General features: G+C 50.8%; 20 protein-coding genes. 15 read left to right on the top strand and 5 right to left on the bottom strand.

The features are described 5' to 3' along the window. The 4 genes from HMPREF3178_RS05615 to HMPREF3178_RS05595 form a co-directional block, all read right to left on the bottom strand. Positions 1 to 760: ParB/RepB/Spo0J family partition protein (locus tag HMPREF3178_RS05615; RefSeq protein ID WP_139146018.1), on the bottom strand; the 760-nt coding region annotated here is incomplete at its 3' end. Further along, positions 760 to 1,059 (bottom strand): hypothetical protein, encoded by a 300-nt coding sequence (locus HMPREF3178_RS05610; RefSeq protein ID WP_064355168.1) that lies wholly within the window; start codon positions 1,057 to 1,059, stop codon positions 760 to 762. The genes HMPREF3178_RS05610 and HMPREF3178_RS05615, both read right to left, overlap by 1 nt. 88 nt (positions 1,060 to 1,147) lie before the next feature. Beyond that, the gene (gene rdgC, locus HMPREF3178_RS05605; RefSeq protein ID WP_064355167.1) at positions 1,148 to 2,065 is read right to left on the bottom strand and encodes a recombination-associated protein RdgC; all 918 of its coding nucleotides are present in this window, start codon (positions 2,063 to 2,065) and stop codon (positions 1,148 to 1,150) included. Positions 2,066 to 2,909: 844 nt separating this feature from the next. Next, positions 2,910 to 3,569: a LexA family protein gene (locus tag HMPREF3178_RS05595; RefSeq protein ID WP_064355165.1), complete on the bottom strand. Its 660-nt coding sequence runs from the start codon at positions 3,567 to 3,569 to the stop codon at positions 2,910 to 2,912. Between the two features lie 99 nt (positions 3,570 to 3,668). Between HMPREF3178_RS05595 and HMPREF3178_RS29630 the strand changes: the two genes are divergently transcribed. The 14 genes from HMPREF3178_RS29630 (at position 3,669) to HMPREF3178_RS31585 (ending at position 10,599) form a co-directional block, all read left to right on the top strand. Next, positions 3,669 to 3,872, top strand: coding sequence for a Cro/CI family transcriptional regulator (locus tag HMPREF3178_RS29630; protein ID WP_074188041.1), 204 nt, complete (start codon positions 3,669 to 3,671; stop codon positions 3,870 to 3,872). 19 nt (positions 3,873 to 3,891) lie between these two features. Continuing rightward, on the top strand, positions 3,892 to 4,353 hold the full coding sequence (locus tag HMPREF3178_RS05590) for a YmfL family putative regulatory protein (protein ID WP_064355164.1): 462 nt from the start codon (positions 3,892 to 3,894) through the stop codon (positions 4,351 to 4,353). A 237-nt stretch (positions 4,354 to 4,590) separates the two neighbouring features. Then, positions 4,591 to 4,803: a DUF4222 domain-containing protein gene (locus HMPREF3178_RS29620; protein ID WP_074188040.1), complete on the top strand. Its 213-nt coding sequence runs from the start codon at positions 4,591 to 4,593 to the stop codon at positions 4,801 to 4,803. Further along, positions 4,760 to 5,674: a conserved phage C-terminal domain-containing protein gene (locus HMPREF3178_RS05585; RefSeq protein ID WP_064355163.1), complete on the top strand. Its 915-nt coding sequence runs from the start codon at positions 4,760 to 4,762 to the stop codon at positions 5,672 to 5,674. Before HMPREF3178_RS29620 ends, HMPREF3178_RS05585 begins: the two co-directional genes overlap by 44 nt. Further along, positions 5,671 to 6,480: a DNA adenine methylase gene (locus HMPREF3178_RS05580; RefSeq protein WP_064355162.1), complete on the top strand. Its 810-nt coding sequence runs from the start codon at positions 5,671 to 5,673 to the stop codon at positions 6,478 to 6,480. Before HMPREF3178_RS05585 ends, HMPREF3178_RS05580 begins: the two co-directional genes overlap by 4 nt. Positions 6,481 to 6,489: 9 nt before the next feature. Beyond that, positions 6,490 to 6,867 carry a RusA family crossover junction endodeoxyribonuclease gene (locus HMPREF3178_RS05575; RefSeq protein ID WP_070585066.1) on the top strand — a complete coding sequence of 126 codons (378 nt, stop codon included), beginning with the start codon at positions 6,490 to 6,492 and terminating at the stop codon, positions 6,865 to 6,867. 12 nt (positions 6,868 to 6,879) lie between these two features. Continuing rightward, complete coding sequence (locus HMPREF3178_RS05570) at positions 6,880 to 7,860, top strand: DUF968 domain-containing protein (RefSeq protein WP_032437712.1); 981 nt, start codon at positions 6,880 to 6,882, stop codon at positions 7,858 to 7,860. 13 nt (positions 7,861 to 7,873) lie between these two features. Next, the gene (locus HMPREF3178_RS05565) at positions 7,874 to 8,452 is read left to right on the top strand and encodes a DUF1133 family protein (protein ID WP_070585064.1); all 579 of its coding nucleotides are present in this window, start codon (positions 7,874 to 7,876) and stop codon (positions 8,450 to 8,452) included. Positions 8,453 to 8,602: 150 nt separating this feature from the next. Next, positions 8,603 to 8,842, top strand: coding sequence for a hypothetical protein (locus tag HMPREF3178_RS05560; protein WP_070585062.1), 240 nt, complete (start codon positions 8,603 to 8,605; stop codon positions 8,840 to 8,842). A 169-nt stretch (positions 8,843 to 9,011) separates the two neighbouring features. Continuing rightward, entirely contained in the window at positions 9,012 to 9,311 is a 300-nt protein-coding gene (locus tag HMPREF3178_RS05555; protein WP_024176410.1) for a phage holin family protein, read from the top strand. Then, positions 9,308 to 9,847, top strand: coding sequence for a glycoside hydrolase family 108 protein (locus tag HMPREF3178_RS05550; protein WP_070585060.1), 540 nt, complete (start codon positions 9,308 to 9,310; stop codon positions 9,845 to 9,847). The genes HMPREF3178_RS05555 and HMPREF3178_RS05550 overlap by 4 nt, the downstream gene beginning before the upstream one ends. Next, on the top strand, positions 9,844 to 10,191 hold the full coding sequence (locus HMPREF3178_RS05545; protein ID WP_070585058.1) for a DUF7940 domain-containing protein: 348 nt from the start codon (positions 9,844 to 9,846) through the stop codon (positions 10,189 to 10,191). The genes HMPREF3178_RS05550 and HMPREF3178_RS05545 overlap by 4 nt, the downstream gene beginning before the upstream one ends. After that, positions 10,188 to 10,463 (top strand): hypothetical protein, encoded by a 276-nt coding sequence (locus HMPREF3178_RS05540; protein WP_070585056.1) that lies wholly within the window; start codon positions 10,188 to 10,190, stop codon positions 10,461 to 10,463. Before HMPREF3178_RS05545 ends, HMPREF3178_RS05540 begins: the two co-directional genes overlap by 4 nt. Beyond that, positions 10,414 to 10,599, top strand: a complete 186-nt coding sequence (locus HMPREF3178_RS31585; RefSeq protein ID WP_071888077.1) for a hypothetical protein — start codon at positions 10,414 to 10,416, stop codon at positions 10,597 to 10,599. Before HMPREF3178_RS05540 ends, HMPREF3178_RS31585 begins: the two co-directional genes overlap by 50 nt. A 41-nt stretch (positions 10,600 to 10,640) precedes the next feature. Here HMPREF3178_RS31585 and HMPREF3178_RS31580 read toward each other — a convergent pair whose 3' ends face one another. Next, on the bottom strand, positions 10,641 to 10,820 hold the full coding sequence (locus tag HMPREF3178_RS31580) for a hypothetical protein (RefSeq protein WP_071888078.1): 180 nt from the start codon (positions 10,818 to 10,820) through the stop codon (positions 10,641 to 10,643). Positions 10,821 to 10,919: 99 nt separating this feature from the next. Here HMPREF3178_RS31580 and HMPREF3178_RS29605 point away from each other — a divergent pair, with 99 nt between their 5' ends. Beyond that, entirely contained in the window at positions 10,920 to 11,270 is a 351-nt protein-coding gene (locus tag HMPREF3178_RS29605; RefSeq protein WP_077270107.1) for an HNH endonuclease, read from the top strand. The last annotated feature ends 321 nt before the right edge of the window (positions 11,271 to 11,591 follow it).

The following is an 11,591-nucleotide window of genomic DNA, read 5'->3' as shown; positions in this document are numbered from 1 at the left end:
GCAGAGCATCAGCGTATTCACCGCTGGCACCTTCGAGGGCTTTTGTAATTTCTTTGCGTGATTTAATACGCGGCTTTGCTTCGCCGAGAACTTGACGCTGACGACGTGCTTTTTCATGACCGGTAGTGCCAGCAGTCGCCGCTTCGATTTCGGCTACCTTTTCCCGCTGCTCTTCGGGTTTTAGTGATGCAAGTTGACGCGCTTGGGTAACAGTAACAGTGCCAGACTCCACCGCTTCCCGGACGGCCTGAGTAGCATCGAGGAGGGAGAGCGTTGCTCGAACGGTCTGAACGCTGCAGCCAAACAACACCGCAATGTCGTCCTCATCGAGTCCGCGGTCGAGAGCGTCTGACATTTTTTTAGCGCGGCCAAGCGGTGTATCAGGTCGGCGAATTTCGTTTTCGCTGACCATGTATTTAGCCATCTGATTTGCTGATCCGCGCTTAACGACCCCAGGAACAAGCAGTGGGTCTTTGCCCTCTTTCAAAAGAAGCTTATTTGCCTCCAGGGTATGTTTTACGCGCTGACGGCCTACAACCACGCAGGTGAGCCCCGTTTCAGGGTCTTTCCAGACGATGATCGGCTCCAGTACACCCAGCTCCTTGATGTTCAGTACCATCCCTTCGTCGATCGGCAGGTGAACACGTTCATCGTAGAGAGGGTGGGACATATCGGTGACCAGGTGCAGGTTTTCGGGCTCGAACGTTAAAACGTTCGTCTTGCCACTGGCGCCATATACAACTTTTGAATCTTTAGCCATCAGACAGCCTCCACATCGCTGGTGGAAGCAGCCGAGATATTCTTCATATCGCGCATAGCTTCTAAGACGTGCATATTGCTGCGGGTCTTAGTGTGGCGTTCAACAATGTGGTCGCATTCTTTAGCCCAGGAAATAACTTCTTCTTTCATGGCGTCACGTTCTTTACGCGCTTGGCGAAGAGTAACGTTCGAAACATCGAGCATAGTTGCCAAATCTTTAAGCAGTTCTGCAGTAGCAGGAGGCATTGTTTTAGCCGCCTCAAAGGCATCTTTAATTAACTGCTGTGCTGTTTTTGCCATTTTGTTTTTTCTCCAACTGACGCGCTGCAACGCGCTTTAGGGTGCAGCAACCCAACCCATGAGAATGGGGTAATTGCTGCTGTTCTAATCAGGCTGCTGGTTTTTGTTCTTCGTGCTCTTTGTAGGCGAGAAGATCACAAAGCTGGTTAATTACTTTACAGAACTGGAACATGTCCGTACCTGCCTGGTGACGCCAGCGGTAGGCTTTGTCGTCATCATCAGAGAAATCATTATCCTGGGTATCGATCCGCCGGAAGTGGAACTTATCTGTAAGCAGAAAAGAGACTCCGCAGCCTCTTAATTCCATGTTGTCAACGATAAAACCTGTGTTCAGGCTCTCCAGAATTTCACTGGTAACGGAAGTATGTTCCGCAGAGTAGCGAATAACTTCTTTCTGTTCTGCCAGGCGGGATAGCTGGACATAATCACCGACCTCAAACCCGGCAAAGGCAGATTCTTCTCCGTCCAGATGGTTTTTAAGGCGTGTTGTCAGACCATTTTTAATATCACTGATGTTGATCGTGACTGTTTTTACTGAACCGATCACTTTTACCAGCATCGCCCCGACTAAGTTGGCAATATTTTTATTGGCGGAGTTAATGATCAGCAGATTTTCTTCAGTGTTATACAGGACAAGGAACAGAGACGACTTGATGAATGCCTGTTTGCAGAGCTGAACCTTAGCATCCTGAATAATGTTGTTACGGTCAGCGCGCTTCAGTTTCTCACCACACGCATTTTCGATGCGCTGGATGCGCTCATTGGCTTCTTTCATTACGACGTGCTGGGGGATTATTTTCTCATCGCGGCGAACCACGATTGCATAACCGCCAGTAATTGGCGTAACCAGCTCTCCGGTAATCGGATTAGGGACGAAGGAAGCCCGCGCGAATTCCGTTTCTGTAAGTTCAGAGTAGGGCAATTCCTGCAGGTGCCCTTCAACCGCTTCAATACTGGGCAAAGTAGCCCGATAGACTATGGCGTTACGTAACTTTGATAATTTCATTTCTATGTCCTCTGCAAAGGATTGGTTAGCTATCTCCACACAACACAGAAGAGCACCTGCGGCTGCAAATCCGCCCGAATGGATTGAGTGATGGGCCCGTCATTCGGTGATGCTCTCGTGTCTTGTGTAAAAAGGGCGGTTATCCATCAGAACGTTATCCTCTTCCTCCTTTGGATGGTGGAAAACTGGATAACCGCCAAGACTACACACAGCACGGTTAACAAGGTTGTGGCGGTTGTGCCTCCACCTGCCGGGTTAAGCCATAACCGGCGACGTACACTGCCCGGAAACGCATTCATTGAACGGGTTTGGCTCGCCACGTGCGCATAGCCGCAATTACCACAACTGAAAAAGAGCAGTCCACCTTCACCATGCTTTGCCTGCCACCATTGGGATTGGTTAAATCAGCAGTCGAAGGGTACAGTTTTTCACGCCCACGCTCTTTCAGTTGTATCCTCGTCTCTTCCGAGGTGTCACACCTTTTCGCCGCGCTGGTGGGGCGCACGTCGTGCTTGAAACACTTAGCTTGCACATTCCGGTTGTTCTGAGAGTGCATGGATAAAGGGACTCTCAGGCCGCTGACGCTGCATGTGCCATACAACGGTTGCGATATTGCCGTTCACAACTGTAAGCGCACTCCTTTAGTCACAAACCGATCCCCACCGGAAAGAAGGGGAATGCGCTTTCATGTTGGGTTCTTATCATCAGTTCATCATTAAGGCTGAAATGCTTATCTATGCTTGCTGGAATTAATGTAGGATACCTTACCATCGGGTGTCAACATTAAAAGTAGGAAATCTTACATGGAGCGGCGAAAAAAACCGACAGTGCGTCGGTTTCTCGGTTATTGAAGGTCGGTTATAACCTGCCGTACTACGCCTACAATCTTGCAATTACCGTTGACTTCAAGTGCCCGATAATTTGGATTGAGAGGAACTAAATATTTTAGTGGTCCATCAATAACAAACTTCTTTAAAGTAGCTTCGGTTGAGCCCAGTAACTGAGCGACCACAATCTTACCGTTGACTTCATATGGACTGCCATAATCAGGGTCGACTACAACGAGCGATCCTTCCGGAATGCTTGGCGCTCCGTTAGGATTGGTCATGGAATCACCACGAACCTTTAGAGCAAACCCCTCATCACAAAGGTTTGCGGTAGTATATATCCATTCAGAAATATCATCTTCAGTGACAGAAGCACCATTATCAGTCCACTCGCCAGCTTGCACCCATGAGAGAACAGGAATCTTTTTAACACCGAAGACTTCAGTGGGCTTATAAGTGACATCTTCAGATTCCGGATCACCTAATCCACTTATCACCCACTGTGGGTTACATTTTAACGCAGCAGCTAACGCCTGGAGGTTTGATCCTCCTGGTTCAAAATCACCGGATTCCCATCCGGTAACAGTAACTCGGTTAACTCCGACCATCTTTGCCAGAACGGCCTGAGTAAGTTTGAGTTCTTTACGACGTGCGCGAATGCGTTCATTCATTTTCATGTAGGCAATCCTACCATTTTATGATGTAGGAATCCTTGACCACATAATGTAAGATATCCTACTATCAAGTTGTCCATTAACCTTACATCTGAGGCAAAAATGAAAAAAGATGATGTGATCTCTTACTTCGGTAGCGTTGGCAATGTGGCTAAGGCCCTAGGCATTTCTCATGCTTCCGTATCAGGTTGGGGGGATGTAATCCCAAAAGGCCGAGCTTTCGAAATCCAATCTCTTACTGAGAAAAAATTAAAGGTCAATCCTTCTCTGTATTTAAAGGCTAACCAATCCACCGCAAAAGCATAACTACAAAAGGAAAAACAAGATGGTAGAGCAGACCCTTAAAGAAGTAGTTAAAGCAATGTGTAAAGCGTATCCAGGAGGACGTGAGGCTATGGCCGGTGCTTTGGGAATGACCGTGACACAGTTCAACAACAATCTTTATGAGAAAAACGGCTGTCGTTTCTTTGAAGTTACCGAACTGGAAGCTATGGAGGATATTTCGAATACATCTCACCTGGCTGAATATTTCGCTCGTCGCCGCGGTTCCCTGCTAGTGGACGTCCCGCATATGGAGGAGTTGGATCGGGTTGACTTATTTAGTCGTTCAGTTCGTACAGCGGCAGCTCGTGGGCAAGTTGATCAGGTCATTGAACAGGCCCTGGAAGACGGAGTAATTGAAAAGCATGAAGCCGAAGAGATCCGCATTCATCATCGTCGCCATCTTGCAGCACGTGACGAAGAAATTTCAGCAATTATCGCGTTGTTTGCACGTAAAAAGAAGTGACGCCAGCAGGTTGCAGCCTCTGGCGTCGTGGCGTGTCGTTATCAGTGGAGATTACTAACGCATGAACAGTTTACCAACACAGTACCGCAGGTCGCAACTTATAGCGCGTCCGGTTCCTGGTGGAGCAGGTCCGGTGCAGTTCGTGTATGGGGTAAGAGTACCAGGCGGGTTCGAGCCTGTCTGCTACCAGTTTGCTCAGTGGGTGGTAGGGGACTTTAACGGTCAGGCGGGGAGCGTATGCGAGAACTTAACCGATGGTTCAGAGATCACTACGGAATCCCGGTCAGGGTCATACGCTGGGAGCCCCAGACACAGCGCGTTATATACCTGCGTGAAGGGTACGAGCATGAGTGCTTCAGCCCCCTTGAGCAGTTCAGACGAAAATTCAGGGAAATAGAGGGGTCTTATGAGCCTGTTAATGCCATCAAGGCCGATAGTCATCAATCCTGACCTTGCATACAGCATTGGCCTGAATGAAGCCATAGCGTTGCAGCAGGTTAACTACTGGCTGAAGGAGACAACCTCCGGGCTTGAGCGTGACGGTGTGCGTTGGATCTACAACACCACTGAGCAATGGCTGGAGCAATTCCCGTTCTGGTCTGAGTCAACGCTGAAGCGCACATTCACCCGCCTGAAGAGCCTGGGCGTACTCAAAATCGAGCAGCTCAACAAGTCGCAGCGCGACATGACCAACTACTACACGATCAATTACGAGAGTGAGCTTTTAGATGAAGTCAAAGTGATTAAATCGAAGGGGTCAAAATGCGCTGTTCCATCAGGTCAAAATGACACGATGGAAGAGGTCAATATGAAACGCTCCATCAGGTCAAAACGAACCGCTGTCATCAGGTCAAATTGGCACGATGATCCTACAGAGAATACAACAGAGATTACTACAGATAATAAAACCCCTTCTTGTCCGGTTGCTGAGCAACCTGACGAGACCGGGCCTGCGATTACCGTCCTGGAACATTTCAACAAGGTTACTAATTCGAGCTATGGGCGCGGAGGACGTGGCAAAACTACTCTGGGATATATCCGCGGTCGTCTGGCAGAAAATTACAGCCCTGAAGACCTCATGCTGGTGGTTGATTACCTGAATGAGAAATGGGCGAACGATTCAAAAATGTGCGACTACCTACGGCCAAAAACACTTTTTGCCCCAGAGAACTGCGCGGAATATTTCGATAAGGCCCGGAAATGGTCCTCGGCAGGACGGCCTTCCTGGGTTAATGGACGATGGTCCAAAGACGCCGCTGCGTTCAAGTCCACTCACGCCAATGTTGATTATTCTGGCATACCAGCGGGGTTCAGAGGATGAGCAAGCCATTTCTGAAGTGGGCTGGTGGTAAATACACCCAACTTAACGATCTGTTCAGGTATATCCCGGAAGGTTTACGACTGATTGAACCATTCGTGGGTGGCGGATCTGTATTCCTGAACAGCGATAAACACGCGGATTTCCTGCTGGCAGATGTTAACCCCGACCTTATCCATCTGTATCAAATGCTGGCTGTCGTGCCTGACGTGGTTGAAAACAAAGCCCGCTGGATGTTCGAGAAAATGGGCAATCCTGAAGGTTATGAACTGATCAGGAAGGAATTCAACGCGCAGACACTGGATGCAGCCGAGCGTGCAGCTGCATTCCTGTATCTCAACCGGCATTGCTTCAATGGGCTGATGCGTTACAACCTGGCCCATCAGTTCAACGTTGGTTGGGGAAAATACAAAGCTCCCTATTTCCCGTTTCAGGAGATGAAGGCTTTCGCTGATATGTCTCACAACTGCGTATTCATGACATCCGGTTATCGCCGGACTATCGGCCTTGCAGGAAAAGGTGACGTTGTGTATTGCGATCCCCCTTACGAACCGATGCCCGGTACTGCAGGATTTACCGCGTATGCCGCTGGTGGTTTTAACTGGGATGATCAGGTATTGCTGGCTAAGCACTGCGTAGAAGCGCACGAACGTGGCGCGAGGGTAGTCATTTCAAACTCATCAGCCCCCAGGGTAGTAGACCTGTACCGGGAGCATGGTTTTAATCTGGAATTTATCAAAGCGCGTCGTTCGATCTCCTGCAATGGCACCACGCGGGAAGTCGCTCGGGATGTCGTGGCGATCCTCTAAGGGGGCTTTATGAAACTGACACTGCCATTTCCACCAAGCGTAAACAGTTACTGGCGCGCTCCCAGCAAAGGGCCACTGAAGGGAAGGCATCTGGTTAGCGAGACTGGTCGCAAGTTCCAGAAAGCAGCCAGGGCGGCAATTATCGAACAGTTACGGGCGGTCCCAAGACCATCAAGTGAGCTGGCGGAAGTTCATATTGTTCTGTATCCGCCGGATCAGCGCCGTCGTGATATTGACAACTACAACAAAGCGCTGTTCGACGCGCTGACTCAAACCGGTGTCTGGGAGGACGACAGCCAGGTGAAACGTATGCTGGTGGAGTGGGGGAACATCGTGAAGAAAGGGAAAGTAGAAATCACCATCCGACGTTTTCGTGCAGCTGCCTGACGTGGAGATGATATGAGAGCACTACTAACCCCTGAGATTGCCCCACGCATGGGCGTTGTTCTTCTTCGCCCAGGTGCTGATCTCATGCCGATGTTCAGGAGAGGGCGGGTACTGATTGAGCCTGCACCGGAAAAATACAGCGACTACGCAACCGGCGCTATCCCTCCCGCCACGCAGCCACTGGCAGAAGACCCGGTTTTGAAGCCAGTCTTCGAAAACAAAGACGTCATTCTGCGCGCGGGTGGTATCAGCTCGCTGGAGGCCGAGCTGGAGCGTCGTTTTGAATGCCAGTATCCGCACGGCTCGTGGCACAGCGAAAATTTTACGCTGTTCCGGCATGAGCCTGGCAGCATCCGCCTTTGCTGGGCCTGCGATAACCTGGTGCGTGATCAGTACACAGAGACGCTGGCAGGCATTGCGCGTGGGAACCTGGTATCCTGGTTGATAACGGTCATCCGCTCACAGCTGGGGTTCAACGAAGACCATCAACTGACGATCCCAGAGTTGTGCTGGTGGCTGGTAATAAACAATCTGGCACACGTCATCCCTGAATCGCTGGCCCGGAAAGCCCTGCGATTGCCGGAAATAAAGCATCAACCGGTGATGAAGGAGAGCGATATTGTGCCGGAGCCAGCGGCGAGCGAAGTGGTGCAGAAAAAGATTCTCGGTCTTCGCGTAGATCCTGAAACGCCGGAATCATTTATGCTGCGACCAAAGCGCCGCCGCTGGGTAAACGAGAGCTGGACGCGCTGGGTTAAGTCTCAGTCGTGTGTCTGCTGTAACAAACAAGCAGATGATCCCCATCACCTGATAGGCCACGGACAAGGTGGAATGGGAACAAAAGCGCATGACCTGTTTGTGTTGCCGCTTTGCAGAGCGCATCACGACGAGTTGCACGCTGACACCGTGGCATTTGAGGAGAAGCACGGCTCACAGCTGGAGCTGCTGTTTCGATTTCTGGATCGTTCGCTGGCAATTGGCGTGCTGGCATAGTGGAGAACGCATAATGATTAACCCGTCCGAGGTTGGAAAAGCTGGTGAAATGGTCAGGCTGAAAACGCTGGAGGCCATCTGGATTCAAGGGAAGCTGCGCATGTGGGGCCGCTGGTCCTACATCGGCGGCGGTAGTGGCGGCAATATGTTTAACCAGTTACTGGCCTCCGGGAAAGTTACCAAAACAGCCATCAATGAGGCATTACGCCGGATGAAGAAGTCTGGCATCTCGAAGCCAGAGCTTGAGGCGTTCTTTCGTGAAATACTTGCGGGGAAAAACAAAAGCGGCCTGGCTTTCTGCACAGACGATGAGGGACTGCTGATTGATAAGGTACTGGGGGCAGTCCTCATTACGGGTGGTCACAAAGAGCTATACCACCTGATGGTGGAGCATTACCGGTTACGGAAGAGCAAACGCCGCATAGCGGAAGAGCTCTATGAAAAGCATCCCGACTGGTGCTTTATGACCTGTAGACGCAGAGTTGATACGTGGCTAAGTTTGGCAGAATCGATGCTATACGCACCAATGTGTGACGCATTCGGCACAAATAGCGACAGATTTTACTTGCAAAGTGAGCCAGAAACTGCTTGAATTGTGATAGGCTCGGGACGTTAAAGCGAACTGAGCAGCAGAACCAAAAAAACCCGCTTAAAGGCGGGTTTTGTGCGAAAAATAGCCACTCCAAAATGGCCCATTAAAGCATGGTAAAATACGTGTTAACCCCACAAAGAGGAGTTAGACATGGCTATTACCCTGCATCATAAAGAAATCATGATTCTCATGACGGACCCCAACTTAAAAGTGCCGGTCCAACATACCAGCTTCCCTTTTGAGCATCCCTACAAAATTGATTCGACTATAGAACAGCTATACCAGCTGGGATACATTACAGCAGTGCAGTCAAAAGCTGATTCTCATTGGATCGCCACTTCTATTACTTCAAAAGGCTTCTCCTTTCTTAAAGAGGAAGGATTAATTTAAAAGAAATTAAGCAACTGTTTTTATCCAACCTCGCTTCGGCGGGGTTTTTTCATTTCAGGCTCACGGGAATCATCTTCGATACGGCTCGTTGTTAAATCAGCCCGATGGGCCTGACCCTTTCAAACACACAGCACCCCGTTAACCCGGAGGTGAACCTATGGCAAAGCATATGCAAGACAAAGAAAGCATGGCCGGAATCACCTGGCTGGCTCTGCTGATCATTGCTGGTTGGGGCGGCCTTGTCCGATTCCTGATGGATGTGAAGCAGGGCAAAGCAAAATGGAGCTGGATAAATGCTTTTGCGCAGATTGTGGTTTCGGCTTTTACCGGGGTTATTGGTGGGCTCATCAGCATTGAAGGTGGCCTGAGTATTTACATGATACTGGCCACTGCCGGTATCAGTGGCGCTATGGGTTCCGTAGCGCTCACGTATTTCTGGGAACGAATTACTGGAGTGAAAGCACAATGACAGCAGAAAAGATTATCGAGGGGATCCTCGGAAAAGAGGGTGGTTATGTCGATCACCCCTCTGATAAAGGCGGGCCAACCCGCTGGGGCATCACGCAAACCACAGCTCGCGCACATGGCTACACCGGTGATATGCGAAACCTGCCCAGGGAAACAGCAAAGCAAATCCTGCTGAGCGATTACTGGACCGGCCCCCGGTTCGACCAGGTAGCGAGTTTGTCTACGTTACTGGCGGATGAGCTTTGCGACACTGGCGTGAACATGGGGCCCAGCGTCGCCAGTAAGTTTTTCCAGCGCTGGCTCACTGCTCTGAACATGCGCGGGAAGCTATACCCCGATCTGATCCCGGATGGCGCCATTGGCCCCCGAACCATCACCGCGCTTAAGGGATATCTTTCAGCCCGCGGGAAAGAGGGTGAACAGGTTCTGTTGCGTGCGCTGAACTGCAGCCAGGGTGCCAGATACCTCGAACTGGCGGAGGGCCGCGAAGCCAACGAGGATTTTCTCTACGGCTGGGTTAAGGAGCGTGTCATGTGAAGATGATTATTTTCGCTTTGCTTGTGCTGGTGGCTGTGCTCGTTCTGTTACTTCTGCGCAAATATACCCGGCTGGAGTTCGTAGGGCATGCCAGCTTGCTGCTGAAAACGTGGTCTGTAAAGCTGGGAGCTATCGGCGCGCTGGTTGGTGTATGGGCGCAGTCGTTCCCGGATGCTGCGCTGCACGCCTGGGCGATGCTGCCACCGGATATCAAAAGTATTCTGCCGCCAAATATCGTTGCGTTGATTAGCCCTGCGCTGGTGGTGCTGGCCGTGCTATCGCAATACGTGCGCCAGCCAGCATTGAAAGATACGGCCGACAAACTGAAGGAGTCGCAGCAATGAACTTCGAAATTATTGCTGGGCTGGTGGTCGTCATCCTGGGCGCTATCGCTGCCGCGTTCGGTATTGGCAACGCTCGCGGGACCAGTAAAGCTGAATCAAAGGCCGAGCAGCAGCGCAACGAAGAGAACGCCGCTGCCATCGTCGCCGCGGCAGAACGTAAGGCAGAAGTCACTAAAGAGGCAAGCGATGTACAGCAGACTGTTAGCCATATGCCTGATGACGATGTTGATCGGGAGCTGCGCGAAAAGTTTACCCGCCCCGGTAGTCGTTGATACGGCCTGCAGTTGGGTGCGGATCATCTACCTGACTGACCACGATATCGATGTGCTGGATAAGCAGACGAAGCGCGACATTCTGGCGCACAATAGATCGGTATCCGCGAATTGCTCCAAAAAAAAATCACTTTGAGTCCGCAGCAGCAAAAAGCCGGTATATACCGGCTTTGATACTTATCTTTTACTATCTGGGGTTCTTTTTACGGGGACCCAAGATCCTCCTGGTTTGGAGGTAGGTGGTGCAGTCCTGTTGTCAGGAATCGTAGTAAAGTTATCTGTCTTTCCTCCTCTCGGACCTTGTTCACGATAAACACCACCATCGTTACCACTGTTTTGTCCTGGTTTTAATGGCATGGAAACCCCCATAGGTATGACCACAATATTGTGGCCTGATCATTATGTCGTGAACATCATGGATAGAAAGTGAAACACACCAAATTAGTGAGATTAAGCATGCCAACTTTAATACCTCGTGCGTGCCGTAAGCGTGGATGCCCTGGAACTACCACAGACCGCTCAGGCTTCTGCGAGAAGCACCGCAATGAAGGCTGGCAACAGCATCAACAGGGAAAGAGTCGCCACGAGCGTGGCTACGGTAGCCAGTGGGATATCAGGCGTGCGCACATCCTGAAACGCGATAACCATTTATGCCAGAACTGCCTTCGCAGCGGGCGAGCTGTCGCAGCAAAGACGGTTGACCACATCAAGGCCAAGGCACATGGGGGGACCGATGACGATTCGAACCTCGAAAGCCTGTGCTGGCCCTGCCACCGTCACAAGACCGCCACGGAGAGAACGCGATGAGTTACACGCGCTGCACCTATTGCGGTTCAAAGATGCACACTGTCGCAAATTGCCCTAAAACATGGGGTGGTTCATCGCGATGTGCAAACCTGCGCTGCGGCTACTGCGGTCAGTCAGGGCACAACTCCAGCGCCTGCCCGCGCAATGCGACCGCCGGGCGTCGGCGTACCCTGAATGATGACTTCCATCTCGATTAGTTGCATTTGAAATGATTTGAATGAAATTAAATGTTGCAAGTGAGAATGAATGTCAAATAGGCCGGGGGGATCAAATCCCTACGGGCGACCGCCCAAAGGACCGCCGCCTAACCTTTTTTCACAC

It is taken from the genome of Klebsiella sp. HMSC09D12, from assembly GCF_001808475.1.
GTDB lineage: Bacteria > Pseudomonadota > Gammaproteobacteria > Enterobacterales > Enterobacteriaceae > Klebsiella > Klebsiella oxytoca.
Note: the sequence above shows the minus strand (reverse complement) of the source record. Positions and strands in the feature narration are given on the sequence as shown.

Bases quoted from the DNA above. Each gene is read 5' to 3' on its own strand.
- rdgC (WP_064355167.1), bottom strand. From the start codon at position 2,065: ATGAAATTATCAAAGTTACGTAACGCCATAGTCTATCGGGCTACTTTG.
- HMPREF3178_RS05575 (WP_070585066.1), top strand. From the start codon at position 6,490: ATGAAACTGACACTGCCATTTCCACCAAGCGTAAACAGTTACTGGCGC.
- HMPREF3178_RS05590 (WP_064355164.1), top strand. From the start codon at position 3,892: ATGGTAGAGCAGACCCTTAAAGAAGTAGTTAAAGCAATGTGTAAAGCG.
- HMPREF3178_RS05560 (WP_070585062.1), top strand. From the start codon at position 8,603: ATGGCTATTACCCTGCATCATAAAGAAATCATGATTCTCATGACGGAC.
- HMPREF3178_RS29605 (WP_077270107.1), top strand. From the start codon at position 10,920: ATGCCAACTTTAATACCTCGTGCGTGCCGTAAGCGTGGATGCCCTGGA.
- HMPREF3178_RS05610 (WP_064355168.1), bottom strand. From the start codon at position 1,059: ATGGCAAAAACAGCACAGCAGTTAATTAAAGATGCCTTTGAGGCGGCT.
- HMPREF3178_RS05595 (WP_064355165.1), bottom strand. From the start codon at position 3,569: ATGAAAATGAATGAACGCATTCGCGCACGTCGTAAAGAACTCAAACTT.
- HMPREF3178_RS31580 (WP_071888078.1), bottom strand. From the start codon at position 10,820: ATGCCATTAAAACCAGGACAAAACAGTGGTAACGATGGTGGTGTTTAT.
- HMPREF3178_RS05580 (WP_064355162.1), top strand. From the start codon at position 5,671: ATGAGCAAGCCATTTCTGAAGTGGGCTGGTGGTAAATACACCCAACTT.
- HMPREF3178_RS05540 (WP_070585056.1), top strand. From the start codon at position 10,188: ATGAACTTCGAAATTATTGCTGGGCTGGTGGTCGTCATCCTGGGCGCT.
- HMPREF3178_RS29630 (WP_074188041.1), top strand. From the start codon at position 3,669: ATGAAAAAAGATGATGTGATCTCTTACTTCGGTAGCGTTGGCAATGTG.
- HMPREF3178_RS05585 (WP_064355163.1), top strand. From the start codon at position 4,760: ATGAGCCTGTTAATGCCATCAAGGCCGATAGTCATCAATCCTGACCTT.
- HMPREF3178_RS29620 (WP_074188040.1), top strand. From the start codon at position 4,591: ATGCGAGAACTTAACCGATGGTTCAGAGATCACTACGGAATCCCGGTC.
- HMPREF3178_RS05570 (WP_032437712.1), top strand. From the start codon at position 6,880: ATGAGAGCACTACTAACCCCTGAGATTGCCCCACGCATGGGCGTTGTT.
- HMPREF3178_RS05550 (WP_070585060.1), top strand. From the start codon at position 9,308: ATGACAGCAGAAAAGATTATCGAGGGGATCCTCGGAAAAGAGGGTGGT.
- HMPREF3178_RS05565 (WP_070585064.1), top strand. From the start codon at position 7,874: ATGATTAACCCGTCCGAGGTTGGAAAAGCTGGTGAAATGGTCAGGCTG.
- HMPREF3178_RS31585 (WP_071888077.1), top strand. From the start codon at position 10,414: ATGTTGATCGGGAGCTGCGCGAAAAGTTTACCCGCCCCGGTAGTCGTT.
- HMPREF3178_RS05555 (WP_024176410.1), top strand. From the start codon at position 9,012: ATGCAAGACAAAGAAAGCATGGCCGGAATCACCTGGCTGGCTCTGCTG.